Source organism: Parerythrobacter aestuarii, assembly GCF_030140925.1.
GTDB classification, from domain to species: domain Bacteria; phylum Pseudomonadota; class Alphaproteobacteria; order Sphingomonadales; family Sphingomonadaceae; genus Parerythrobacter; species Parerythrobacter aestuarii.
Genome location: NZ_JARBWD010000001.1, coordinates 2,389,169 through 2,411,542 on the forward strand (window position 1 = coordinate 2,389,169; position 22,374 = coordinate 2,411,542).

Below are 22,374 nucleotides of genomic sequence, written 5' to 3' on the forward strand. Positions count from 1 at the left end.
CACCGACCTGTCCCTTTGCGGGGCGGCGCGCGGGGCAAAGGTGGGAGTAACACTTTGCTGCAATAGTCTGGGCCTGATCGGAAGAGCTACCGCGCTCGACCGCGCGCGCTGACAGGCCAGATACCAACGAGCGTACCATCCCGCACCACGTGATAGTTGTCATACAGGTTCACGGTCGGATCGCAGTGCGGCACCACAAGGCTCACGAGATCCCCGGGGCGCAAGCTGGTGCCGATATCCGGCCCCACAAGCGCGCCGTGCTCGTCGCCCATGAACGCAAACACCGTCTCTGGCGCTGCGCCGCTGCTGACCCGCGGGCTGCCCCCGTCGGTCGACAATGACTTGAACCCGGAATCGATCGTGACGAGGGCGCTGTGGTTCGCACTGACCACGCGGGAGTCGACCGCTAGCGACGTCTCGAATGGCGCTTCACCGCTGCCGTCGAGGTCACAATCGAGATACTGCGTATCCATGAAGACATAGGATCCGGCCTGGAGCTCGGTAAAAACACCCAGCTTGAGGTCGATCGCATGGGTCCCAGTGCCGGAACCGGTAACGATCTCAGGCGGAAAGCCAGCCTCGGAAAGCGCATCTACAACGGTTCGGAGATAGTCCGTTCGTTCTTCGATAGCTTCCCTGCGTGCGGCGAAATCCTCGATATGCTGCTGCACCCCGCAATAGAACTGTACCCCGCGCAAACGCAGGTGCCCGCAATCGGCAATCGCTCGCGCCAGTTCGACGGCTGCTTCTGCCGAAGCGACCCCGGTGCGGCGGATGCCGGGATCGATATCGACGATAACATCGAGCATCGCCTTGCTATCGGCCAGGGCAGCATCGATTGCGCGCGCCACCTGCGGATGGTCGACCGTCGCCATCAGGCCTTCGGCGCGACCAGCTAGTTGTCCCAGCCGGGCGATCGCCGCGGGGGCAGCCACGGGCGACGTAATCAGCACGCCCGCAATCCCGGCATCGACCATGACTTCGGCCTCACCGATTTTTGCACAGCAGATGCCGACCGCACCGGCGGCAACCTGCCGCTTCGCGATGTCGACGCTCTTGTGCGTCTTGGCATGGGGACGCAACGCTACACCCTTTTCCATCGCTTTCGCCTGCATCGCGGCAATGTTGCGCTCGAGCCGGTCGAGATCGAGCACGAGGACAGGCGTGTTGAGCGCGGCGCGCGATCCCTGCTGGCCAATCAGGTGTTCATGGAGCTCTCGGTCGTCCATCAGCTGAACAGCTCCTCAAGATGCGGGTTCAGGAATTTTCCGGTTGGATCGGCCGCGCGGCGCACTTCGCGATAGCGCTCTGCCATGGGATAGAGCGCATCGACATCACCGCGCTGCAGCGTATGACGCTTGGCCCAATGCGGCCTCCCCCCATGGGCGCGGAAGATGGCCTCGGCCTCGGCAAAGAGTTTGCGCCACGGCATCTTCGCATACTGATGCATGGAAATCGCTGCCACCGGACCGGCGTTCATCGGGCTCATCCAGATATCGTCGGCAGCAACGATGCGGAACTCGAACGGGAACGACACCGGCAACCGCTTCTTGCGGATCCAGCCGACCACCTCTTCCAGCGTTTCCAGTCCGACCGAGACAGGCATCTCGTACTCCATTTCCTCGAATGGAATGGTGCGGTCGGAGGCAAAGATCGTGTGTGCGGGCCCGCGACGATGGCCGCTCATATTGCTGCGCATCATCAGCCTCTGCAGCGTCGGCACCAGCGCGGGAACCGTTGCCCCAATATTGAGCAGGCGGCGGAAGGTGGCCTCTTCCATGTCGGTCGTGGTGGGCGGCGGATCGCATGGATCGCAAGGCTCCAGCGTCTTCAGGATCACGTCGTCGGCGTGAGGAAAAAGCCAGAACTCGACGTGACGCAGTTCGGCCGCCATTTCGAAGTATTTCTCACGGACTTCGGCCCATGGGCGTTTCTCGATCCGCTCGACGAGGTGATAGGCGGGGACGACATCGCACTCGATTTCCGTCGCGATGCCGAACATCCCCAGCGACAACCGCTGGGCTTCGAACAGCTCTGCTTGCGTCGTCGCGTCGCACCAGGTCGCGGTGCCGTCGGCCCCGACCAGGCGGAAGCCGCGCGCGAATGTTGCAATACTGCCCAGGTCCCGGCCGGTGCCATGAGTCCCGGTGGCCATCGCGCCGGCAAGCGACTGCGGATTGACGTCGCCCTGATTCTCCAGTGCCAGTCCCTGCGACCACAGCTCCTGCGTCAGCCGCTTGATGCTCCAGCCGGCGGGGATACGCGCGGTCGTCCGGTCGGCGGCAATTGTGAGCCGACCTTCCATCTCGGCCAGGCTGAAGATGGCTTCATCGCTGGCACACAGCGGCATGAACGAGTGCCCGGCACCAGTGGGCCTGACCTTGCTTGCGGCACGCACCAGTGCACCGAGCTCTTCCTCGGTCTGCGGTCGATGGACCGTACCCTCCGCGCCTACGCTGCCTGACCAGTTGGACCAGCTCATCGCGCAGGAGAGTAACAGGAGGTATCAATGAAGCTAGTATTTTCCAAAAAATGGCACGGTCGGGAAGAGACAATCACCTCTTCTTCGCTCGCGAGACACCGCTCACCCAAACACCTCGCGCGCCCTCTCCCCCAGCCATTCCATCGCCGCCGCCCACGGCCCGTGGCCGTAGCTGATCCGCGCCACGCCCAGCGCCGCCAGCTCGGCATGGGTCCCGCGGCCCGGGGCCCATAGGACGTTGACCGGGAGCGGGGAGCGGTCGCAGATTGCGGCGATGGTCGCGTGGTCGCCGAGGAAGGGGACGAACAGGCTGCCGGCACCCGCTGCGGCATAGGTTTCGGCGCGGGCGATGGTCTCCTCGATCATCGCGGGGGTGTAGTCGTCCGGGCTGACGCCGCGATAGACGTCGGTGCGGGCGTTGACCCACAGGCCGGTGGCAGCTGCGGCAGCGACGTTGGCGGAGGCGGTTTCCACCGGCAGCAGCGCGGTTTCGCCGGGGGCGCGATCCTCCAGGTTGATGCCGACCGCGCCAGCTTCCACCACTGCGGCGGCGGAGCGGGCGACGGCTTCGGGCGTCTCGCCATAGCCGGCCTCGAGGTCGATGCTCACCGGCAGGTCGGTCACGCTCACCACCTCGCGGCAATTGGCCAGCGCGAGTTCGAAGGGGAAGGTCTCGCCGTCCTTGTAGCCATGCGCCTCGGCCACGCCATAGCTGCCGGTGGCGATGGCTTTCGCCCCTGCCCCGGCCACGACCCGGGCCGATCCGGCGTCCCAGATGTTGTAGATGATGACCGGGTCGCCCGGCACATGCAGCGCGGCGAAGGTCTCGTGTTTGCGCGCATCGATCGTCATTGCGCTTCCCTCTTCAGCAGTTCGGTCTTGATATCGAGCCCATAGGCATAGCCGCCCAGCGTGCCGTCAGCGGCGATCACGCGGTGGCAGGGGATGAGGACGGCGATGTTGTTGGCCCCGTTGGCGCTGCCGACCGCGCGGCTGGCCTTGGGGTTGCCGAGCATCGCCGCCTGTTCGCCATAGCTGCGGGTCTCGCCCGGCGGGATCTGCCGCAGCGCCTGCCAGCAGCGTTGCTGGAAAGCGGTGCCCTTGACGTCGAGCGGGATGTCCGCGCCGGTTCCGGGTTGTTCGACGGCAGCGACCACCCGGTCGAACAGCGCGCGGAATTCCTCGCCGCCTTCGACCAGCTCGGCCTTGGGGAAGCGGGCGCGCAGTTCCTCCTCGCCTTCGTTGAAGGAAAGGCAGCACACGCCCTTCTCCGTCGCGGCGACCAGCATCGGGGCGATGGTGGTTTCGACGACGGCGTAGTGGATGGTGCGGCCTGCGCCGCCATTTTTCCAGTCGCTGGCGGTCATGCCCATCTTGCCCTCCATATCGGCGTAGAAGCGGCTCGGCGCTTCGTATCCGGCATCGTAGATCGCGTCGGTGACCCGGCCTGCCCCCGCCAGCGCGTCTTTCGCCCGCTCCTCGCGCAGGGCGCGGGCATAGGCCGCAGGCGAGAGCCCGGTGGCTCGGGTGAAGACGCGCTGGAAATGGGTGGGGGAGTAGCCGGTCAGCTCGGCCAGCTCGTCAAGCGTGGGTCGACCTTCGCTAGCCTTGATCTCGTCGATCGCCGCCAGCACCGCGGCCGCGTCACGCCCCACGTCATCGGGGAGACAGCGCTTGCAAGCACGCAATCCGGCAGCGCGCGCCTCGGCTCCGCTGGCGAAGAAGCGCACGTTCTCGCGGGCCGGATGGCGGGCGGCGCAGCTGGGTCGGCAATAGATACCGGTGGTAAGCACCCCGGTGACGAAGCGCCCGTCATACGCGCGGTCGCGCCGCATGACAGCGGCCCAGGCGGTATCGGGACTGATCTCTTGGTGGGTCATGCCGCCCTTCTAGCGGGCACGGATCAGGCCCGCGTCCCGCAGCTTGCGATCAAAGCGATGCCCGCCCTCACCCCTCGCAATTGCGCTGGTTGAAGAAGCCTTCGCGCCCGTCGCGGGTGCACAGAAGACCGCCGGGGATATATCCCTCGCGCCCGTTGGGCAGGCGCACCTTGTACCACGGATCGCTCTCCAGCCAGCGGCGGTCGGTGCGGGCCAGCAGGGTTACAGTGAAACCCAGCGGCACGCCTGCGACACGCCCGAACTGCGTACCCGGTCCGGCGCGGACATTGCCGCCCCAGGTGATGGCGGTCCCAGCCATGGGTGATTCAGTCCACGTCTCTTCGCCCCGGGTGATGACTTGCACGCCCTCGACAACTGCAGTGTCGTCCGGCGCATAGTCGCCAAGGCCCGGGTCGCCCGCTTCGCCCACCGCGCCATATTGCCAGCCGGGGCCGACCGGGACCGAACGGCTGGCAAAGCACCGGCTCTCGCCAAAATCGCCATAGAGCATAGCTTCGTCACCGCCGATGACCATGGTCATCTCGTCATTGGCATAAACATAGCGCCAGCCGGGGTAGACCTGGTTCAAGGTAAGCACCTCCGGCTCGCCATCCTCGCCTTGCCCGTAATCGCCACCCAGCACCATTTCTCCGGAATATTGCGTCGCATCGTCATTGGCATAGAGCTGCGCTTCGACATCGCCGATGCTGCAGACGAAGGGGCCGGGAATTTCCGCTAGCGCCGGGCTGGCCATCGCCAGAGTCCCGCTTGCCACAATCAAACCTGCAATCCGCATCGCCGCTCTCCCCATACCAGAAAGTGTCTGGTCCTCTGAGGCCACTCTATCCTATGCATGGGCCATGCTGTCGAGCCTCACCCGAAAATTCGCCGTCGCACTGGCCCTGCTGCTGGTGCTGCCGATCACGGCCAGCGCGGACCCGGCCGATATCCAGGCCGCTGCGCGCGGGGTGGTGCGCGTCGTCATCATCGACAGCGACGGTACGCAGGTGTTCCCGCTGAGCCACGGCACGGGTTTTGCCGTTACGCCCACCCGCATTGTCACCAATGCCCATGTCATCCGCGAAGCGGCGATGGACGACCAGCTGCGCATCGGCATCGTGCCCAGCGATGGCGACGATGCCAGCTACGCGCGGATCGTGCGCGCCTCCCCGTCAAAAGACCTGGCGCTGCTGGAGATCACCGGTGAGCTGCGGCTGCCTCCGCTGACACTGGCGGGCATGCGCGAGCGCGATGGGGCGGAGGTTATCTCGGTCGGCTATCCGATGAATGTCGACCAGGCGCAGGGACTCGACATCGACGACATCTTCCGACCCCAGCCGACAGTGAACAGCACCGGGTTCATCTCCGGCCAGCGGCCCAGCCGACAGTTCGATTCGATCCTGCACACTGCCCCCATCGCGCGCGGCAATTCGGGCGGGCCGCTGGTCGACCAGTGCGGACGCGTGCTCGGCGTCAACAGCTTCGGGGCGGAGAGCGAAGGCGCGGATGCCGAGTTCTTCTTCGCAGTATCAAACCGCGAGTTGCTGCCCTTCCTGCAAGCCAATGGCGTGACACCGAGGGTCAACAGCCAGCCATGCCGCTCGATCGCCGACCTCGATGCGGCCGAGCAGGCCCGCACATCCGCCGAACAGGCGCAGCTGCAGCAGGAAATCGCCGCTCGCACCGCGGCGCTGCGCGACAAGCGCGAGCGGGTGCAGCTCGAAGCAGAGTTGGAGGTGCAGGAAAGCCGCGAGAACCAGATGGCCCTGGCGATGATCGCGCTGCTGATCGGCACGGCGGGCGGCTACTCGGTGTTTTTGGCGTGGGGCACCGCGGAAGGCGAGAAGCAGCGCATGGTCGGCGGCACTATCGCCGCCGTGGCGGGCGTGGCTGCGCTGGCGCTGTGGTTCACCCGCCCTGGGCTCGACGCGATCGACCGGATCGTCGCCGCTGCAATGGCGGAGGAAGCCGGGGGCGACACGGCGGGCGGCGCGGTGGTCCCTGCCGATGCCAAGCTGACCTGCACGCTGGTTCCCGAACGCAGCCGCATCACCGGAGAGCCAACCGAAACGGTCGAGTTCGACTGGACCGAGGGCGGCTGCGTCAATGGCCGCACGCAATATGGCTTCCAGGGCGGCGCCTGGACCCGCGTGTTCGTGCCCAATGAAGAAGCCGCGGTCTCCGTCGCGCTTTACGACCCGCAGTCGCGCACCTATCGCACCGACCGCTACCTGCTCACCGCAAGCGCCATGGCCGAAGCCCGCAAGGCCCGCGGCGCCTACACACCTCCGAAGTGCGACGCGGATGGCGCTGCCGGGAAGCTGGGCGACCTGCAAAGCGCAGTGACGAGCACGCTGCCAGAGCAGCCGAACGAGCGACTGGTCTATCGGTGCGAGGTGAAGGAGTAGACGAAAACCTCGACCGTCACCCCGGGCTTGACCCGGGGTCCCACTTCTTCCGGGTTCGCGCTAGGGTCCAAGGATAGTGGGACCCCGGCTCGGGGGCCGGGGTGACGAAAAATTGGTTGTTGCTTCTAGGCAGCCAGCGCCTCGCCCGAGAGCGTGATCCGGTGCATCTCGCGGCGGTGGCCCTGGTAGTCGTTCATCGCATTGTGCCAGGTCGTGCGGTTGTCCCAGATGGCGACCGTGCCGGGCTGCCATTGCAGGCGGCACTGGTTGTCTGCGGTCAGCGCGGCGGCATAGAGCTTTTCCAGCAGCGGCAGGCTTTCCTCGCGGGTCTTGCCGACGAAGTGGATGGTGAAGGCCTTGTTGACATAGAGCAGCTTGCGCCCGGTGTGCGGGTGGCGGATCACCACCGGGTGGACCGCGCCGGTCTTGAGGTCGTGCCCGCGCAGCTCGCGCCCCATGTCGGTCTGGGCATAAAGCCCGTCGGCCTTGTAGATATGGTCGGCGGTGTGGAACGCCTCCAGCCCTTCGATTTCGGCCTTCACATCGTCAGGCAAGGCATCATAGGCGGCGCCCATATGTGCCCACATGGTGTCCCCCCCGCTCGGCGGCAGTTCGCGCGCGACCAGGACCGAACCCATCGCCGGGATCTGATCATAGGAATGGTCGGTGTGCCAATCGCCGCCGATATTGGTTTTCTGGTCGGCCTCTTTCTTGACGATGGCGATCTCGCCGTAGTCCTCGTTGAGCGGGAAGTAGTTGTTGACGTCGATCCCGCCCCAGCGCTTGCCGAAGCGGATGTGGTCCTCCGGCGAGAAGTCCTGGTCGCGGAAGATCGCGACGCCATGCTCGTAGATTGCCTGCTTGATTTCGCCCATCTCGGCATCGCTGCAAGAAGCCAGCTGCACGCCGGAAACCTCCACGCCGCATTGGGGCGCCAACTTGTTTAGTTCCATCGTCCTCTCCCGTCAGGCACTCACTGCGCCTGTTGAACGCAACCTATCGCAACAACACATCTTCGAAAAGATGCACCGGACTCGGGTTGCACTTGGGATGACCCGATGCTAGGCGCGCGCCAGCCTTGCAGGGGTGGTCTTTGACTCGCCCGTTCCGCAAGCGCGATGCATCGTTATTCCCGGACTCCGAAGAGGACCTCAAGCGCGTGGATATTTCCGCCGGTATTCAGGCTAGCCTGGCAGGGCGTTATGCCTCGGCCCTATTCGAACTTGCTGTCGAAGAGGGCGTCGTGAGCGCGGTCGAGGGTGACCTCGACAAGCTGCACGCGGCGCTGGCCGAATCGCCCGAACTCGCTGCCGTCACCACCAACCCTGAAGTCAGCCGCAAGGACCAGGCCGGCGCTATCGCAGGCGTCGCCAAGGTGCTGGGCCTCGCCCCGCTGACCTCCAAGTTCCTGGGTGTGCTGGCCGGCAACCGCCGCCTCTCGCACCTCAGCGACATGATCCGCGCCTTCCGCACCATTGCAGCGGCTCAGCGCGGCGAAGTCACCGCCGAAGTCGCCAGCGCGCACCCGCTGTCGGACGAGCAGCTTGAAACGCTCAAGACCAAGCTCACGCTGCGCGAAGGCCGCACCGTGAAAGTTTCCTCGACCGTCGATCCTGACCTGCTGGGTGGCCTCGTCGTCACCATCGGGTCGAAGCGTATCGACGGTTCGATTCGCACCCGTCTCAACACTCTTGCTCAAGCCATGAAGGGCTAAGTCAATGGATATCCGCGCCGCAGAAATCTCTAAGGTCATCAAGGACCAGATCGCCAACTTCGGCACCGAAGCGCAGGTCAGCGAAGTCGGTTCCGTTCTTTCGGTGGGTGACGGTATTGCCCGCATCCACGGCCTCGACAACGTCCAGGCCGGTGAAATGGTCGAATTCGCCAATGGTGTGCAGGGCATGGCCCTGAACCTCGAAGCCGACAACGTCGGTGTCGTGATCTTCGGCTCCGACGCCGAGATCAAGGAAGGCGACAGCGTCAAGCGGACCGAAACCATCGTGGACGTCCCCGTCGGCAAGGCCCTGCTGGGCCGCGTCGTCGACGCGCTTGGCAACCCGATCGACGGCAAGGGCCCGATCGACACGACCGAGCGCCGCCGCGTCGAGCTCAAGGCTCCGGGCATCATCCCGCGCAAGTCGGTTGACGAGCCGGTGCAGTCGGGCCTCAAGGCCATCGACGCCCTCGTCCCCGTCGGCCGCGGCCAGCGCGAGCTGATCATCGGTGACCGCCAGACCGGCAAGACCGCCGTCGCGATCGACACCTTCATCAACCAGAAGACTGTCAACCAGTCGGACGACGAATCGAAGAAGCTCTACTGCGTCTATGTCGCCGTCGGCCAGAAGCGTTCGACCGTCGCTCAGATCGTGAAGCAGCTCGAAGAAAACGGCGCCATGGAATATTCCATCGTCGTTGCCGCGACCGCTTCGGAGCCGGCTCCGTTGCAGTATCTCGCGCCCTACACCGGCTGCGCCATGGGTGAATTTTTCCGCGACAATGGCATGCACGCCGTGATCGTCTATGACGACCTTTCGAAGCAGGCCGTTGCCTATCGCCAGATGTCGCTGCTGCTGCGCCGTCCGCCGGGCCGCGAAGCCTATCCGGGTGACGTCTTCTATCTGCATAGCCGCCTGCTTGAGCGTGCGGCCAAGATGAACGATGACAATGGCGGCGGTTCGCTGACCGCGCTGCCGATCATCGAGACGCAGGCAGGCGACGTGTCGGCCTATATTCCGACCAACGTGATTTCGATCACCGACGGCCAGATTTTCCTTGAGACCGACCTGTTCTATCAGGGTGTGCGTCCGGCCATTAACGTCGGCCTCTCGGTCAGCCGTGTGGGCGGTGCCGCTCAGACCAAGGCGATGAAGAAGGTTTCGGGCTCGATCAAGCTGGAGCTGGCGCAGTATCGCGAGATGGCTGCCTTCGCTCAATTCGGTTCGGACTTGGACGCTTCGACGCAGAAGCTGCTCAACCGCGGTGCGCGCCTGACCGAGCTGCTCAAGCAGCCGCAGTTCTCGCCGATGCCGTTTGAAGAGCAGACCGTCTCGATCTTCGCCGGTACCAACGGTTATGTTGATAGCGTCCCCGTCGACCGGGTCACCGAATACGAAGCCCAGATGCTGAGCTTCATGCGTTCGGAACACGCCGACGTGCTCAAGACAATCCGCGAAACCGGCAAGTTCGAAGACGACACCAAGGCAGCCACCGTCGCTGCACTGGACGCCTTCGCCAAGCAGTTCGCCTGAACCTGAGAGACGCTAGCTAGGGAGCCGACATGGCCTCGCTGAAAGAACTCAAGGGTCGGATCAACTCGGTCAAATCGACCCAGAAGATCACCAAGGCCAAGCAGATGGTCGCTGCGGCCAAGCTGCGCCGTGCGCAGTCGGCTGCCGAAGCTGCCCGCCCTTATGCGGCGCGGCTGGCCGAGGTCATGGCCTCGCTCGCAGGCAAGGTTTCGGGCGACAGCGCTCCGAAGCTGCTGGCCGGCTCGGGCGGTGACCAAAAGCACCTGCTGGTGGTGGTCAACACCGACAAGGGCCTGTGCGGCGGCTTGAACTCGAACATCGTCAAGGAAGCCAAGCTCCAGGCGAAGAAGCTGATCGCTGCCGGCAAGGACGTGCAGTTCTACCTCGTCGGCAAGAAGGGCCGCGCGCCGATCAAGCGCGATTACGAGCGTCAGATTGCCAAGCATTTCGACACCAGCACGGTGAAGACGCCCGGATTCGAAGAAGCCGACGCCATCGCCGCCGAGCTGATCGCCATGTTCGAGAACGGCGATTTCGATGTCGCGCACCTGGTCTACCCGACCTTCAAGTCGGCGCTGGCGCAGGATCCGACCACCGTGCAGCTGATCCCCGTGCCCTCGCCTGAAGGCGAAGGTGCCGGTGGTGACGCCGTGGTCGAATACGAGCCTGGCGAAGAGGAAATCCTCGAGGAGCTGCTGCCGCGCTACGTCAAGACCCAGCTGTTCGGCGCGCTGCTCGAGCGTGAAGCTTCCGAACAGGGCGCGTCGATGACGGCAATGGACAACGCCACGCGCAACGCCGGCGACCTGATCAACAAGCTGACCATCCAGTACAACCGCAGCCGCCAGGCCGCGATCACCACCGAACTCATTGAAATCATTGCGGGCGCTGAAGCGCTCTAAGCCAGGATCAAGGAAACGAACATGGCCACCGCACCTGCCCTCAACCAGACCACCAACGGCACCATCAGCCAGGTCATCGGCGCTGTCGTCGACGTGCAGTTCGAAGGCGAACTGCCCGCGATCCTTTCGGCGCTGGAAACCAAGAACGGCGACAAGACGCTGGTTCTCGAAGTTGCCCAGCACCTGGGTGAAAACACCGTCCGCACCATCGCCATGGACGGCACCGACGGCCTCACCCGTGGCCAGGAAGTCGTAAACACCGGCGCGCAGATCTCTGTCCCGGTCGGCCCGAAGACGCTCGGCCGCATCATGAACGTCGTCGGCGAAGCGATCGACGAGCGCGGCCCGATCGGCGCTGAAATGACCGCCCCGATCCATGCCGAGGCTCCGGAATTCGTGGACCAGTCGACCGAAGCCGCGATCCTCGTTACCGGCATCAAGGTCATCGACCTGCTCGCACCTTACGCCAAGGGCGGGAAGATCGGCCTGTTCGGCGGCGCCGGCGTGGGCAAGACCGTGCTGATCCAGGAGCTCATCAACAACATCGCAAAGGGTCACGGCGGCGTGTCCGTGTTCGCCGGCGTGGGTGAGCGTACCCGCGAAGGGAACGACCTTTATCACGAATTCCTCGACGCCGGTGTTATCGCCAAGGACGCCGACGGCAACGCCACCAGCGAAGGTTCGAAGGTTGCCCTCGTGTTCGGCCAGATGAACGAACCTCCGGGCGCCCGCGCTCGTGTGGCTCTGTCGGGCCTGACCATGGCGGAATACTTCCGCGACCAGGAAGGCCAGGACGTGCTGTTCTTCGTCGACAACATCTTCCGCTTCACCCAGGCGGGTTCGGAAGTGTCGGCGCTGCTCGGCCGCATTCCTTCGGCGGTGGGCTACCAGCCGACCCTGTCGACCGACATGGGCAATTTGCAGGAACGCATTACCTCGACCACCAAGGGTTCGATCACCTCGGTGCAGGCGATCTACGTCCCGGCGGACGACCTTACCGACCCTGCCCCGGCAACCTCGTTCGCCCACTTGGACGCAACGACCACGCTGAGCCGCGCGATTTCGGAGCTGGGCATCTACCCGGCGGTCGACCCGCTCGACTCCACCAGCCGCGTGCTCGAACCGCGCGTCGTCGGCACCGAGCACTATGAAACCGCGCGCAAGGTCCAGGAAACGCTGCAGAAGTACAAGTCGCTGCAGGACATCATCGCCATTCTCGGCATGGACGAGCTGAGCGAAGAAGATAAGCTGATCGTCGCCCGCGCGCGCAAGATCCAGCGCTTCCTCTCACAGCCGTTCCACGTCGCCGAAGTCTTCACCAACATCCCGGGCGTGTTCGTCCAGCTCGAAGACACCATCAAGTCGTTCAAGGCTGTGGTGGACGGCGAATACGACCACCTGCCGGAAGCGGCCTTCTACATGGTTGGCGGCATCGACCAGGCAGTCGACAAGGCCAAGAAGCTGGCTGAGGACGCATAAGCGAGATGGCACTCCACTTCGAACTCGTCACGCCCGAGCGCCAGGTCCGCTCCGAGGACGTCCACATGGTGGTCGTGCCCGGCACGGAAGGCGAGTTCGGCGTGCTGGAGGGCCACGCGCCCTTCATGTCCACCATCCGCGACGGTGCGGTGCAGGTCTACAAGACCGAAGGCGGCACCCCGGAAGAGATCATGGTCGAAGGCGGCTTTGCCGAAGTCGGCGACGCGGGCTTGACCGTGCTGGCGGAAAAGGTTGTAAGCTAACCCTTCGGGTAGAAACACAACACAGAACAAACGACTGAGGGCGGCCCACGGGTCGCCCTTTTTCGTTGGTGGTGGTGCTCGCTGGAGAGCCTAGGCTGGTTCCTCAGCCACGGTGTCAGGCTTTTCGACCCCGTGCTTCTCGAACCCGAGGTAGGAAACCACGGCGGGATGGAGCGGCGTGTTGAACTCGAACCCGACCAGCTCGCCCTTCTGCCAGATGACATGGCCGACCAGCGAGGTCACGCCTTCGATCTTGAGCAGGACGATATCTCCCGTCCTGGCCATGATGTCGGAGGCAATCAGCTGGGCACCTGCGGTTGAAAGGTTGGCCATGCGTACTGTCACTGGCTTGCCGGCAATGAAGCAATGCAAATCCTGTTCGGTTGCGACCCGTATCCCTTTCCTGCGTTCTACGATCGAATCCATCGCTGAACCTCCCACATCTGCAACATTTGTAAATCTGCGCCAGAACTCCTAACAATCCGTTTGCAATAAGCATTCGTCATCCTGCCGCCCCCGATCATCGCAGCGATCTGTCGTACAGCCCTTCGAACACCTTGTTTTCTCGTGCAGGCTTGGCACAGTGCTGCCATGCACTTCTTGCAAAAGGGGCCCAACCCATGACTTTAACTTCCATGCGGGCGCTGGCCGCCGGCCTTGCGCTGGCTGCCGCTGCCGCCGCAACTCCGCTCGCCGCACAGGATTCCAACACCGTGACCGATACCGAATGGGAAGCTGCCAACGATCCCTTCATCTGGCTGGAGGAAACCCGCAGCGACCGCGCGCTGGACTGGGTGCGCGGTGAAAACGCCAAGACCGAAGACGCGCTGCAGACCGATCCGCGTTTCGAGGAACTCAAGGCTGAAGCCCTAGCCATCTACAACGCCGATGATCGCGTGCCGGGCGTCAGCTTTACGCACTATGGCCTCATCAACTTCTGGCAGGATGCCGACAATCCCAAGGGAATCCTGCGCCGCACCACCATGGAAAGCTGGCGCACCGACGAACCTGAATGGGAAACCATCCTCGACGTCGATGCACTCGCCGCCGCCGAAGACAAGGAATGGGTCTATCGGGGCATGAGCTGCCTGCCGCCCGACGGCACCCGCTGCATGGTCTCGCTAAGCGATGGAGGCAAGGATGCCAGTATCCAGCGCGAGTTCGACCTTGAAACGCTGAGCTTCGTCGAGGGTGGCTTCGAATTGCCGGAAAGCCAGGGTGGAAGCAGCTGGCTCGACCAGGACACCCTGCTTATCAGCCGCAATTTCAGCGAAGAAACCACCACTGAGAGCTTCTATCCGCTCACCACTCGTGTGTGGAAGCGCGGTACGTCGATCGACGACGCCGAAGAGATCTTCCGCGGCGAGAAGGCTGACGTTTCCGCCGGGGCTTACCTGCTGCGCGACGGCGAGGCGGTGATCCATGGCCGCATGGCCTATCGTGGGCTGTCGTTCCACGAGCGCGCCTACTACTTCGAAAAGGATGGCGAATGGCTGCGGCTAAACATTCCCGAGAAAGCCAACCCCTACGGCATCATCGATGGGCAGATCCTGTTCTCGACCGATGTCGACTGGACCCGGGGCGAACAGACCTTCCCCGCCGATGCCATCGTCGCCGCCGACCTTGAGGCCTGGAAAGCCGATCCCAACGGCGCGGAGATGACGCTGGTATGGGCTCCCGGCGAACGCCAGACCAAGCGGGGCGGAGGTTCGACCAAGAGCAGCATGTATGTGAACCTGCTAGACAACGTTCGCGGCAAGGTGCTCAAGTTCGATTATCAGGACGGTGAATGGGTCAGCGAGGAGATCGCGCTGCCGGAAAACGCCACGGTCGGAATCACCACTACATCGGACGAAACCGACGAAATCATGTTCGCGGCGACCGATTTCCTCACCCCGACCCGCTGGTTCTACGCCAAGGACGGTGTGACACTGGAGCAGGTCAAGGAAAGCCCCAGCCGCTTCGAGCCCGAAGGCATGGAGATCGAACAATACGAAGCGACCAGCAAGGACGGGACCAAGATCCCGTACTTCATCGTCAAGCCCAAGGGCATGGTGATGGATGGCACCACCCCGACCCTGCTGACAGGCTACGGGGGCTTCCAGGTGCCGCGCCTGCCGGGTTACCTCGGTTCGACCGGCAAGCTATGGCTCGAGCGCGGCGGGGCCTATGTGCTCGGCAACATGCGCGGCGGCGGCGAGTTCGGGCCGGAATGGCACCAGACCGCGATCCGCGAGAACAAGCAGCGCACCTGGGACGATTTCATCGCCATTGCCGAGGACATCCAGGAGCGCGGCTTCACCAGCGCGGCGCACCTGGGCATCCAGGGCGGCTCGCAAGGCGGTCTGCTGGTCGGCACGGCCTTTACCCAGCGCCCCGACCTGTTCAACGCCGCAATCGTACAGATCCCGCTGTTCGACATGCTGCGCTATCACCTGATCGGTCGCGGGGCCTCGTGGATCGGCGAATATGGCGACCCGCGTATCCCTGAGCAGAAGGCATGGATCGACGGCTATTCACCGTACCAGAAGCTGACCGAGGACCAGGACTTCCCGCGCATCTATTATGTGACCTCCACCGCCGATGACCGCACCCACCCGAGCCACGGCCGTAAGGCCGCCGCGCGGATGGCTGCCAACGGGCAGGACTACCTCTATTACGAGGACATGCAGGGCGGTCACTCGGGCGGCGTCGACAACGAACAACGGGCCAAGCTGCAGGCGATGCAGTGGGTCTACCTGATGCAACAGCTGATGGACGAGCCGACGCCGGGTGAGGAACTCGAAAGAGCTGCACCGACAGCGAACTAGAATATCGGCAAGAATGCAAGGAAAGGGCGGTTCCAGCGCGAGTTGGAACCGCCCTTTCTGCATCTCGTCGCACCCCTGCCTCCATCCGAATGGTAAACCTGCAACTCAGTATGTTTCGAAAGGTGGAATTAAGTCTCTCCGGCAAGAATCGCTTCAACAGGGGGCCAGAACTGGAGATGACGAATGCCATACCCCCCCAACGAGACGATCGCCTCTCGCATCAAGCGCGCAGGACTGCCTGAGAGCCATGACATTCACTGGTCGGACAGCCGCAAGCGCGAAGTCGTCAAGGCTGTGCGGGATCGGTTGATCACCTTCGATGAAGCGCGCTGGCGCTACCTGCTCAGCCGCAAGGAATACGAGACGTGGGAACGCAAGGTCGATGCCCGCGCGGAAGGTCGCAAAAAGAAAGAGCTCGAGCCGAGCTAAACGAACGTCCTGGTTTGTAGAGCTCGGTACCCGGCTGGTCGCCCGCTTTCCTTAACGGCCTGGTCCCCCTGTTCAGGTCACTCCGGGAAAGTCGGGCGGCTTGTCGCGTGCCCGGCGATCGCCTCAGCCGATGACCACCTGGCCTTCGGCGCGGCCTTCTTCGCACAGCCGCTTGGCACTTGCGACGAGGCTGGGATGCAGGACATTCGTAAATTCGACGCCGGCGATGCGGCCCTGGACCCGGGAAACCTTGCCCATGATCGTGGGCATGACCCCCATCTTGAGCGCCACGGTGTCCTGGATCGCTGGCTTTGAGCCGACCGGCAACAGGATGCGCGCACCGTTGCGTGAAATATCCATCAACACGACATTCTGGTGCTGCTCACTGGCATAGGCCCCGACTTGCGATAGTACGCTCCGGCGCGGATGTTTGCGGCGTTCCATGCTTCTTTCCCGATCAGAATACGACAGCGCGACCCGGCCTTCCTGTGCGTCGACAGCAACTACACCAAAGGGGTTAACAGTAAGGACAATGGTGCCCCAGTTTTGTTAACCCTAGGCAGCGGCGCGAGCCTGGGGGCGATAACCTGCCAGCAACCTGGCACCGGCGACAACGCTGTCATGCAAATCGTGCAGGAACCGGATGCCGATGCGCCCATGCGAATTCCAGTGGACGTGTCCCGCCACACTCGGACAATGTCCAACCTTGAGCAAGACCAGCGTGCCGAGTTCGATGTCGCCGGCGTTTTCGATCTCCACCAGCGCTCTCCAGCAGACGAGGTCGACGACCTTGCATGGCTGGAGCGAACCTCCGGCATAGATCTGGGCATCGAAGGTCGGTTTCTTATCGTTGGCAGTTGTGCTTGGCATGGATCGCTCCGGCTTGGTGTTGCGGGTTGCGAGAGCTGCCTAAGGCGGCAAGGGTTAACGCGTTTAAACCGTCGCCAGTAAACTGTTGTATCTACAGTGCCGTTACAGGATCAGCGGCGGTAAGGTGCGTGGAAATCAGGCGGTTTGCCCTGCACCCAGTCGACGAACCGGGCCAGCCGGCCATCTTGCAAGAGGCGCTCGCGATCTTCGCCAATGCGGCGAAGCTCGGAATTGCTGAAATTGGCATGGATCGCCTTGTGGCAGATCGGATGGACCGGAACAGTATCGCGGCCCTTCTTCGATTTCGGGACCGGGTGATGCCATTGCAACCGCGTGGCAATGGGGCGGTGGCACAGCCAGCAAGTCAGATCGCCATCCATACCCCTTCCCTAGTCATCCGCGGCAAAAAGTCTAAGCTGCTGGACGGAAGGGGAAACAGCCATGGCATCGTTGCGCGCCTACCATTTACCCGGACGCTGGGGTCTGGTGACCGTCAGCCCGTTCTGTCTCAAGCTCGACGCCTTTTTCCGCATGACCGGGATCGAACACGAATCGATCACTGCTGCGACTCCCTTTGGTGGACCGAAGAAGAAGGCCCCCTGGATCGAATACCAGGGCCGCAAACTGGCGGATTCGACGCTGATCATCGACTTCCTGAAGACCGAGTTCGGCGTCGATCCCGATGCGCATCTCGATGCGAAGCAGCGCGGCACAGCCGTGGCGATCCAGCGGCTAGTGGAGGAGAACCTCTATTGGTGCATGGTCTATGATCGCTGGTGCCGTGACGTGAACTGGCCGATCCTCAAGGACTCGGTGCTGGGCGATATCCCGGCACCGGTACGGATGATCCTGGCACCTTATGCCCGCAGCGCAGTGAAGAAACAGCTGGCCGGGCAAGGCATGGGCCTGCACGCGCCCGAGGAGATCGACGCCATCGCCGCCAAGGATATCGGCGCGCTGGCGGGCTTGCTGGGTGACGCCCCGTGGTTCTTCGGCGAGCAACCAAGCATGGCCGATGCGACGGTCTATTCACTGCTCGCCAATATCACCTATGTCCCCTTCGCCAGCCCGATGAAGAACGAGATTGGCGGCCATGCCAACCTCGCCGCATGGCTGGAGCGATTCCGCGACCGATACTATCCGGAGAGCAAGGGCTAGCCCTTCTTCTCCGCCGCCTTCTTCTTTTTCATCGTGTCATGGAAGCGGTCGGCCCAGCCGGGTTTGACCGACTGCTCGGCGCGTTCCATCCGCAGTTCGCCGTCGGCAACGTCGCGGGTGACGGTGCTGCCCGCCGCGACGATGGCGTCGCGGCCGATCGTCACCGGGGCGACCAGCGCGCTGTTGGAGCCGATGAAGGCGCGCTCGCCGATCACGGTCTGGTATTTGAAATAGCCATCGTAATTGCAGGTGATGGTTCCTGCGCCGATATTGGCCTTGGCACCCACGGTGGTGTCGCCGAGATAGGTCAAATGGCTGGCCTTGGCGCCGGGGCCGAGGGTGGCTTTCTTCATTTCGACGAAATTGCCGACAAAGCTGCCCTCTTCCATCACTGCACCGGGGCGCAGGCGGGCGTAGGGGCCGACCTTGCAATTGATACCGACAGTCGCGCCTTCGAGATGGCTGAAGGCCCGGATCAGCGCCCCGTCTGCCACCTTGACGCCAGGGCCGAACACGACGTTGGGTTCGATGGTGACATCGCGGCCCAGCTCGGTGTCCCAGCTGAAGAAGACAGTTTCAGGCGCCTTGAGGGTGGCACCCTCCGCCATGGCTTCCTCGCGCTTGAAGGCCTGCCACTGCGCCTCGGCAGCAGCGAGCTCGGCGCGGGAATTGATCCCGGCGACTTCGGCCGGGTCGGTTTCGACCGCCACCACACGCGCGCCTTCGGCAATGGCGTTGGTGGCGACATCGGGGAGGTAGTATTCGCCCTGCGCATTGTCGTTGCCGACCGACTTCAGGAGCCGCCACAAATCGTCGCTATGCGCGATCAGCACGCCCGAATTGCACAGGTCGCAGGCGCGCTCTTCCTCGCTCGCATCCTTGTGCTCGACCATTTTGAGCACAGTCCCGTCATCGGCTGTGATGATACGGCCATAGGCCAGCGTGTCGGCGGGGCGGAAGCCCAGCACTGCAACCTTGGCTCCATTACCCAGCGCATCCACCATCCGCTGCACCGTGGCCGATTTCACCATCGGCGTATCGCCGAAGCACACCATCACCAGCCCGCTGAAATCCTTGAGCGCGTCCTCCGCCTGCAATGCGGCATGGGCAGTACCCAGCTGCGGCTCCTGCAGCGCGACGGAGACATTGCGTCCGCCCAGCGCCTCGCGCAGCTGCTCGTGCCTGTCACCCGCGACCACCACTGTGTGGGCAGGGGCCAGCGCCTCAAGGCTGTCCATCAGGTGATCAAGCATCGGCTTGCCTGCGATCGGATGCAAGACCTTGTGCAGGTCGCTCTTCATGCGCGTACCCTTGCCTGCGGCGAGGATGACGGCGGCGAAACTGTGTTGCGTGCTCATGGGCCGAGCCTTTGCCAGCTAAGTGTTGCAGTTTCCATAGCATGGCGGCATCGCCCGCACATGAGTGATTTTCCCTTCCAGGCCGTCGGCTTCGATCTCGACGGCACGCTGCTCGACACATTTCGCGACCTTGGTGCCGCCGTGAACCATGCGCTGGAGCTCGGCGGGTTCGATCCCGTCCCGGTCGACAGTTCCAAGGACCTGATCGGCGGCGGGGCGAAGATCATGTTGGCGCGTGCGGTCGACCAGCAGGGCGGCATGCCCGGTGGTATCGACGGGGACGAGTTCCGCGCGCTCTACAAGCAGATGCTGCGCTATTATTCCGAGAACAACGCAGTGCATTCGCGCCCTTATCCCGGCGTGGTCGAGGCCCTCGATGCGCTGGCCGACCGAGGGGTGGCCATGGCCGTGGTCACCAACAAGTTCGAGGAATTCGCGACTTCTATCCTGACTCAGATCGGGCTGGCCGACCGTTTCGTCACCATCATCGGCGGCGACAGCATGGGCAAAGGTCCGGATGGCAAGCACCTCGCCAAACCGCATCCACACCCGGTGATCGAAGCCAGAAAGCGCACCGGCAGTGCCCGTTTCGCTTTCGTCGGCGATTCGAGCTATGATGTAGCGGCCGCGCGCGGTGCGGATGTGCCGGTGGTGGTGGCGGCCTATGGCTATTGCGACAAGCCGCCGCACGAGCTCGGCGGGGACGCGATCATCGAGCGATTCGACCAATTGTTGCCCGCGCTCGAACGATTGTAACAACGCATTTGCGTCCTGCCCCTACGGCATGGGGACTCGCCCAATTCCGTGTTGCAACGCAGCAGCGAAAGTGCCACGCAGCCGCCAGATTGACGGGCACGTAAAGTCCGCGACATCCCCTTTTCAGTCTTTCAGGAGGACATTCCATGAGCATCGATTTCAAGGACAAGGTCGCCATCGTCACCGGCGCCGGCGGCGGTCTCGGCCGCGAATATGCGCTTGAGCTGGCGCGCCGCGGCGCGAAGGTCGTGGTCAACGACCTCGGCGGCTCGCGTGACGGCACCGGCCATTCGGACATGGCCCTGAAGGTCGTGGAAGAGATCGAGGCCATGGGCGGCGAAGCCATGTCCAACGGCGGATCGGTCACCGAATACGAGCAGATGGAAAAGATGATCGCCGACGCCAAACAGAAGTGGGGCGGCGTCCACATCGTCATCAACAATGCTGGCGTCCTGCGCGACAAGACCTTCGCCAAGATGACGATGGATGACTTCCGCTTCGTCGTCGACGTGCACCTCAACGGATCGGCCAACGTCAGCAAGGCGGCGTGGGAAACCATGCGCGAGCAGGCCTATGGCCGCATCCTGATGACCGCTTCGTCGACCGGCCTGTTCGGCAACTTCGGCCAGGCCAACTACGGCGCGGCGAAGCTCGGCCTCGCCGGCCTGACCAAGACGCTCCAGCTCGAAGGCGCGAAGTACAACATCAAGGTCAACACGATCTCGCCTGTGGCGGGCACGCGCATGACCGAAGACCTGTTCCCCGAAGAAGCCTTCAAGCTGTTCGACCCGGTCAATGTGGTCCCGGCCGCGCTGTTCCTCGTCAGCGAAGACGCGCCGGCCAATGCCATCGTCGGCGCCGGTGCCGGCGGCTTCCACAGCGCCTGGACCGTGATGAACGATGCGGTCTGGCTGAAGGACGAAGACCGCACGGTCGAAGGCTTTGCCGCCAACTGGGACAAGATCAGCGAATTCTCCAACCTCAAGGCTCCGCAAAGCGGGTCCGAACAGTCGGGTGCAATCCTGACCGCGATGCAGAAGGTCATGGGCGCAGGCGGCCCGACCAGCACGCGCGGGTAATCCTCTGCTGTATTGACACAGTAATACACCGGGCGTATCTCCCTCCCAGCAACAGGGAGGGAGAACCCCGTGTACTCACAAGACGAAATCAATTCGGCGATCGCCGCTGGCGCGCTGACGCAAGAAGCGGCGGATGCGCTTCGGGCACATGTGGTGCAAGTGCGCCATCGGCCCGTCACCGATGAGGAACATTTCCGACTCATCAACAGCTTCAACGATATCTTCGTGGCGATCGGGATCGTCATCATGCTGCTCGCAGCGGGAGCGATCGGCCAGGCAATCGGCGGAGGCATATTCCCCCGCCCGGAAGCTATCGATTGGGCTGTCGCGAGCGACGCCGAGATTGCCAGCTATCGCCAAGGCACATGGTTGAGGGAATCCATGTCGGTCGCCTTTGCCGCAATACTGGTCGCCGCCACATCCTGGCCGCTGGCCGAATTCTTCACCCGTAACCGTCGCATGGCGCTGCCCAGCATCATCCTGTTGGTCGCATTTGTCGGAGCAGTCTTCGCCGGCTTTGTCGGCCTTTCGCTGGCCATGATCGGCAATGGTGAGAACATGGACCGGGTCGGCGCGGTGATGATCGCGCTGTCCGGTCTTTTTGCTGCCGGGGCGGCATGGCTGCACTGGCGCCGTTTCATGGTGCCGATTACAGTGGCAGCAGGTGCTGCAGCCTGCGCCGTGACCGTCATCGCACTCATCCTCGCAGCACTTGGCCCCAAGGTGATCGATGATGGCGAAAGCCTCATCCTCGGGCTCGTGTTCATCGCAGGTCTGGCGATATTCGCCTTCGCCATGCGATGGGACATGAGCGACCGCGAGCGCAGCACGCGCCGCAGCGATGTCGCGTTCTGGCTTCACCTGCTGGCGGCCCCCATGATCGCGCATCCGATCTTCCATGCGCTGGGAGTGACCGATGGCGGCACCATTGGCATCGGCGGAGCGCTGGGCGTGATTGCAATCTATGTGCTGTTCGGCATCGTCGCGCTGGCGATCGACCGGCGTGCGCTGCTGGTCTCTGCCCTCGCCTATGTGCTGGCGGCACTGACGTTCCTGTTCGACGAGTTCGGGGCAGTCGAGCTCAACTTCGCGCTGACCGCGCTGGTGATCGGCTCTGCACTGCTAACGCTCAGCGCCTTCTGGAGCCCGATCCGGCAGAAGGTCGTGATGGCGCTACCAGGAGATGTGCAAGGCCGCTTGCCTGCCACCGCGCTCGCGACGGCATAACTGCATCGGGCGGCTTGCCCCGCCC

General features: G+C 63.5%; 23 protein-coding genes. 12 read left to right on the forward strand and 11 right to left on the reverse strand.

The window, feature by feature from the left end:
* Nucleotides 1-86: 86 nt before the first annotated feature.
* From QPW08_RS11720 to QPW08_RS11740, 5 genes are all read right to left on the reverse strand, one after another.
* A complete protein-coding gene (locus tag QPW08_RS11720) occupies nt 87-1,229 on the reverse strand; it encodes a DSD1 family PLP-dependent enzyme (RefSeq protein WP_284125992.1) in 1,143 nt (380 codons plus the stop codon).
* Nucleotides 1,229-2,482 carry a D-arabinono-1,4-lactone oxidase gene (locus tag QPW08_RS11725; RefSeq protein ID WP_284125993.1) on the reverse strand — a complete coding sequence of 418 codons (1,254 nt, stop codon included), beginning with the start codon at nt 2,480-2,482 and terminating at the stop codon, nt 1,229-1,231. The genes QPW08_RS11720 and QPW08_RS11725 overlap by 1 nt, the downstream gene beginning before the upstream one ends.
* Before the next feature lie 102 nt (nt 2,483-2,584).
* Nucleotides 2,585-3,334, reverse strand: coding sequence for an isocitrate lyase/PEP mutase family protein (locus tag QPW08_RS11730; RefSeq protein ID WP_284125994.1), 750 nt, complete (start codon nt 3,332-3,334; stop codon nt 2,585-2,587).
* Entirely contained in the window at nt 3,331-4,362 is a 1,032-nt protein-coding gene (locus tag QPW08_RS11735; RefSeq protein WP_284125995.1) for a bifunctional transcriptional activator/DNA repair enzyme AdaA, read from the reverse strand. The genes QPW08_RS11730 and QPW08_RS11735 overlap by 4 nt, the downstream gene beginning before the upstream one ends.
* Before the next feature lie 67 nt (nt 4,363-4,429).
* Complete coding sequence (locus QPW08_RS11740; protein ID WP_284125996.1) at nt 4,430-5,158, reverse strand: SH3 domain-containing protein; 729 nt, start codon at nt 5,156-5,158, stop codon at nt 4,430-4,432.
* A gap of 64 nt (nt 5,159-5,222) precedes the next feature.
* Between QPW08_RS11740 and QPW08_RS11745 the strand changes: the two genes are divergently transcribed.
* Nucleotides 5,223-6,770 (forward strand): S1C family serine protease, encoded by a 1,548-nt coding sequence (locus QPW08_RS11745; RefSeq protein WP_284125997.1) that lies wholly within the window; start codon nt 5,223-5,225, stop codon nt 6,768-6,770.
* Between the two features lie 125 nt (nt 6,771-6,895).
* Here the strand turns inward: QPW08_RS11745 and QPW08_RS11750 are convergent, their stop codons facing one another.
* Nucleotides 6,896-7,723 carry a TauD/TfdA dioxygenase family protein gene (locus QPW08_RS11750; RefSeq protein ID WP_284125998.1) on the reverse strand — a complete coding sequence of 276 codons (828 nt, stop codon included), beginning with the start codon at nt 7,721-7,723 and terminating at the stop codon, nt 6,896-6,898.
* A gap of 206 nt (nt 7,724-7,929) precedes the next feature.
* On the opposite strand from QPW08_RS11750, the gene QPW08_RS11755 reads away from it, so the two are divergent.
* The 5 genes from QPW08_RS11755 to QPW08_RS11775 are packed head-to-tail and all read left to right on the forward strand — an operon-like array spanning nt 7,930 to nt 12,662.
* Complete coding sequence (locus QPW08_RS11755; RefSeq protein WP_284126347.1) at nt 7,930-8,484, forward strand: F0F1 ATP synthase subunit delta; 555 nt, start codon at nt 7,930-7,932, stop codon at nt 8,482-8,484.
* A 4-nt stretch (nt 8,485-8,488) separates the two neighbouring features.
* Nucleotides 8,489-10,018 carry a F0F1 ATP synthase subunit alpha gene (gene atpA / locus QPW08_RS11760; protein WP_284125999.1) on the forward strand — a complete coding sequence of 510 codons (1,530 nt, stop codon included), beginning with the start codon at nt 8,489-8,491 and terminating at the stop codon, nt 10,016-10,018.
* Nucleotides 10,019-10,047: 29 nt separating this feature from the next.
* Nucleotides 10,048-10,920, forward strand: a complete 873-nt coding sequence (locus tag QPW08_RS11765; protein WP_284126000.1) for a F0F1 ATP synthase subunit gamma — start codon at nt 10,048-10,050, stop codon at nt 10,918-10,920.
* A gap of 21 nt (nt 10,921-10,941) precedes the next feature.
* Nucleotides 10,942-12,399 carry a F0F1 ATP synthase subunit beta gene (gene atpD, locus QPW08_RS11770; RefSeq protein ID WP_284126001.1) on the forward strand — a complete coding sequence of 486 codons (1,458 nt, stop codon included), beginning with the start codon at nt 10,942-10,944 and terminating at the stop codon, nt 12,397-12,399.
* A gap of 5 nt (nt 12,400-12,404) precedes the next feature.
* On the forward strand, nt 12,405-12,662 hold the full coding sequence (locus tag QPW08_RS11775) for an ATP synthase F1 subunit epsilon (RefSeq protein ID WP_284126002.1): 258 nt from the start codon (nt 12,405-12,407) through the stop codon (nt 12,660-12,662).
* 90 nt (nt 12,663-12,752) lie between these two features.
* Here QPW08_RS11775 and QPW08_RS11780 read toward each other — a convergent pair whose 3' ends face one another.
* Complete coding sequence (locus QPW08_RS11780; protein ID WP_284126003.1) at nt 12,753-13,088, reverse strand: PilZ domain-containing protein; 336 nt, start codon at nt 13,086-13,088, stop codon at nt 12,753-12,755.
* Between the two features lie 194 nt (nt 13,089-13,282).
* On the opposite strand from QPW08_RS11780, the gene QPW08_RS11785 reads away from it, so the two are divergent.
* Both QPW08_RS11785 and QPW08_RS11790 read left to right on the forward strand, forming a co-directional pair.
* Nucleotides 13,283-15,472 carry a prolyl oligopeptidase family serine peptidase gene (locus tag QPW08_RS11785; RefSeq protein ID WP_284126004.1) on the forward strand — a complete coding sequence of 730 codons (2,190 nt, stop codon included), beginning with the start codon at nt 13,283-13,285 and terminating at the stop codon, nt 15,470-15,472.
* Between the two features lie 183 nt (nt 15,473-15,655).
* The gene (locus tag QPW08_RS11790) at nt 15,656-15,901 is read left to right on the forward strand and encodes a DUF1153 domain-containing protein (protein ID WP_284126005.1); all 246 of its coding nucleotides are present in this window, start codon (nt 15,656-15,658) and stop codon (nt 15,899-15,901) included.
* Between the two features lie 123 nt (nt 15,902-16,024).
* Here the strand turns inward: QPW08_RS11790 and QPW08_RS11795 are convergent, their stop codons facing one another.
* The 3 genes from QPW08_RS11795 to QPW08_RS11805 form a co-directional block, all read right to left on the reverse strand.
* The gene (locus QPW08_RS11795; protein ID WP_284126006.1) at nt 16,025-16,345 is read right to left on the reverse strand and encodes a PilZ domain-containing protein; all 321 of its coding nucleotides are present in this window, start codon (nt 16,343-16,345) and stop codon (nt 16,025-16,027) included.
* A gap of 111 nt (nt 16,346-16,456) precedes the next feature.
* Complete coding sequence (locus QPW08_RS11800; RefSeq protein ID WP_284126007.1) at nt 16,457-16,771, reverse strand: hypothetical protein; 315 nt, start codon at nt 16,769-16,771, stop codon at nt 16,457-16,459.
* Nucleotides 16,772-16,881: 110 nt separating this feature from the next.
* Entirely contained in the window at nt 16,882-17,151 is a 270-nt protein-coding gene (locus QPW08_RS11805; protein ID WP_284126008.1) for an HNH endonuclease, read from the reverse strand.
* Nucleotides 17,152-17,212: 61 nt separating this feature from the next.
* Between QPW08_RS11805 and QPW08_RS11810 the strand changes: the two genes are divergently transcribed.
* Nucleotides 17,213-17,929 (forward strand): glutathione S-transferase family protein, encoded by a 717-nt coding sequence (locus tag QPW08_RS11810; protein WP_284126009.1) that lies wholly within the window; start codon nt 17,213-17,215, stop codon nt 17,927-17,929.
* Here the strand turns inward: QPW08_RS11810 and glmU are convergent.
* Complete coding sequence (glmU, locus tag QPW08_RS11815) at nt 17,926-19,287, reverse strand: bifunctional UDP-N-acetylglucosamine diphosphorylase/glucosamine-1-phosphate N-acetyltransferase GlmU (RefSeq protein WP_284126010.1); 1,362 nt, start codon at nt 19,285-19,287, stop codon at nt 17,926-17,928. The genes QPW08_RS11810 and glmU overlap by 4 nt on opposite strands.
* 60 nt (nt 19,288-19,347) lie before the next feature.
* Here glmU and QPW08_RS11820 point away from each other — a divergent pair, with 60 nt between their 5' ends.
* The 3 genes from QPW08_RS11820 to QPW08_RS11830 all read left to right on the forward strand — a co-directional run bounded on the left by QPW08_RS11820 (nt 19,348) and on the right by QPW08_RS11830 (nt 22,349).
* Nucleotides 19,348-20,043, forward strand: coding sequence for an HAD hydrolase-like protein (locus QPW08_RS11820; protein WP_284126011.1), 696 nt, complete (start codon nt 19,348-19,350; stop codon nt 20,041-20,043).
* A gap of 146 nt (nt 20,044-20,189) precedes the next feature.
* Entirely contained in the window at nt 20,190-21,122 is a 933-nt protein-coding gene (locus tag QPW08_RS11825; protein ID WP_284126012.1) for an SDR family NAD(P)-dependent oxidoreductase, read from the forward strand.
* A 69-nt stretch (nt 21,123-21,191) separates the two neighbouring features.
* Nucleotides 21,192-22,349 (forward strand): hypothetical protein, encoded by a 1,158-nt coding sequence (locus QPW08_RS11830; protein WP_284126013.1) that lies wholly within the window; start codon nt 21,192-21,194, stop codon nt 22,347-22,349.
* The last annotated feature ends 25 nt before the right edge of the window (nt 22,350-22,374 follow it).

Coding starts and splice junctions, on each gene's coding strand:
- QPW08_RS11800 (WP_284126007.1), bottom strand. CDS start 16,771: ATGCCAAGCACAACTGCCAACGATAAGAAACCGACCTTCGATGCCCAG.
- QPW08_RS11825 (WP_284126012.1), top strand. CDS start 20,190: ATGAGCATCGATTTCAAGGACAAGGTCGCCATCGTCACCGGCGCCGGC.
- QPW08_RS11780 (WP_284126003.1), bottom strand. CDS start 13,088: ATGGATTCGATCGTAGAACGCAGGAAAGGGATACGGGTCGCAACCGAA.
- atpA (WP_284125999.1), top strand. CDS start 8,489: ATGGATATCCGCGCCGCAGAAATCTCTAAGGTCATCAAGGACCAGATC.
- QPW08_RS11745 (WP_284125997.1), top strand. CDS start 5,223: ATGCTGTCGAGCCTCACCCGAAAATTCGCCGTCGCACTGGCCCTGCTG.
- QPW08_RS11790 (WP_284126005.1), top strand. CDS start 15,656: ATGCCATACCCCCCCAACGAGACGATCGCCTCTCGCATCAAGCGCGCA.
- QPW08_RS11775 (WP_284126002.1), top strand. CDS start 12,405: ATGGCACTCCACTTCGAACTCGTCACGCCCGAGCGCCAGGTCCGCTCC.
- QPW08_RS11730 (WP_284125994.1), bottom strand. CDS start 3,334: ATGACGATCGATGCGCGCAAACACGAGACCTTCGCCGCGCTGCATGTG.
- QPW08_RS11820 (WP_284126011.1), top strand. CDS start 19,348: ATGAGTGATTTTCCCTTCCAGGCCGTCGGCTTCGATCTCGACGGCACG.
- QPW08_RS11795 (WP_284126006.1), bottom strand. CDS start 16,345: ATGGAACGCCGCAAACATCCGCGCCGGAGCGTACTATCGCAAGTCGGG.
- QPW08_RS11725 (WP_284125993.1), bottom strand. CDS start 2,482: ATGAGCTGGTCCAACTGGTCAGGCAGCGTAGGCGCGGAGGGTACGGTC.
- atpD (WP_284126001.1), top strand. CDS start 10,942: ATGGCCACCGCACCTGCCCTCAACCAGACCACCAACGGCACCATCAGC.
- QPW08_RS11810 (WP_284126009.1), top strand. CDS start 17,213: ATGGCATCGTTGCGCGCCTACCATTTACCCGGACGCTGGGGTCTGGTG.
- QPW08_RS11765 (WP_284126000.1), top strand. CDS start 10,048: ATGGCCTCGCTGAAAGAACTCAAGGGTCGGATCAACTCGGTCAAATCG.
- QPW08_RS11750 (WP_284125998.1), bottom strand. CDS start 7,723: ATGGAACTAAACAAGTTGGCGCCCCAATGCGGCGTGGAGGTTTCCGGC.
- QPW08_RS11805 (WP_284126008.1), bottom strand. CDS start 17,151: ATGGATGGCGATCTGACTTGCTGGCTGTGCCACCGCCCCATTGCCACG.
- QPW08_RS11740 (WP_284125996.1), bottom strand. CDS start 5,158: ATGCGGATTGCAGGTTTGATTGTGGCAAGCGGGACTCTGGCGATGGCC.
- QPW08_RS11735 (WP_284125995.1), bottom strand. CDS start 4,362: ATGACCCACCAAGAGATCAGTCCCGATACCGCCTGGGCCGCTGTCATG.
- QPW08_RS11720 (WP_284125992.1), bottom strand. CDS start 1,229: ATGGACGACCGAGAGCTCCATGAACACCTGATTGGCCAGCAGGGATCG.
- QPW08_RS11785 (WP_284126004.1), top strand. CDS start 13,283: ATGACTTTAACTTCCATGCGGGCGCTGGCCGCCGGCCTTGCGCTGGCT.
- glmU (WP_284126010.1), bottom strand. CDS start 19,287: ATGAGCACGCAACACAGTTTCGCCGCCGTCATCCTCGCCGCAGGCAAG.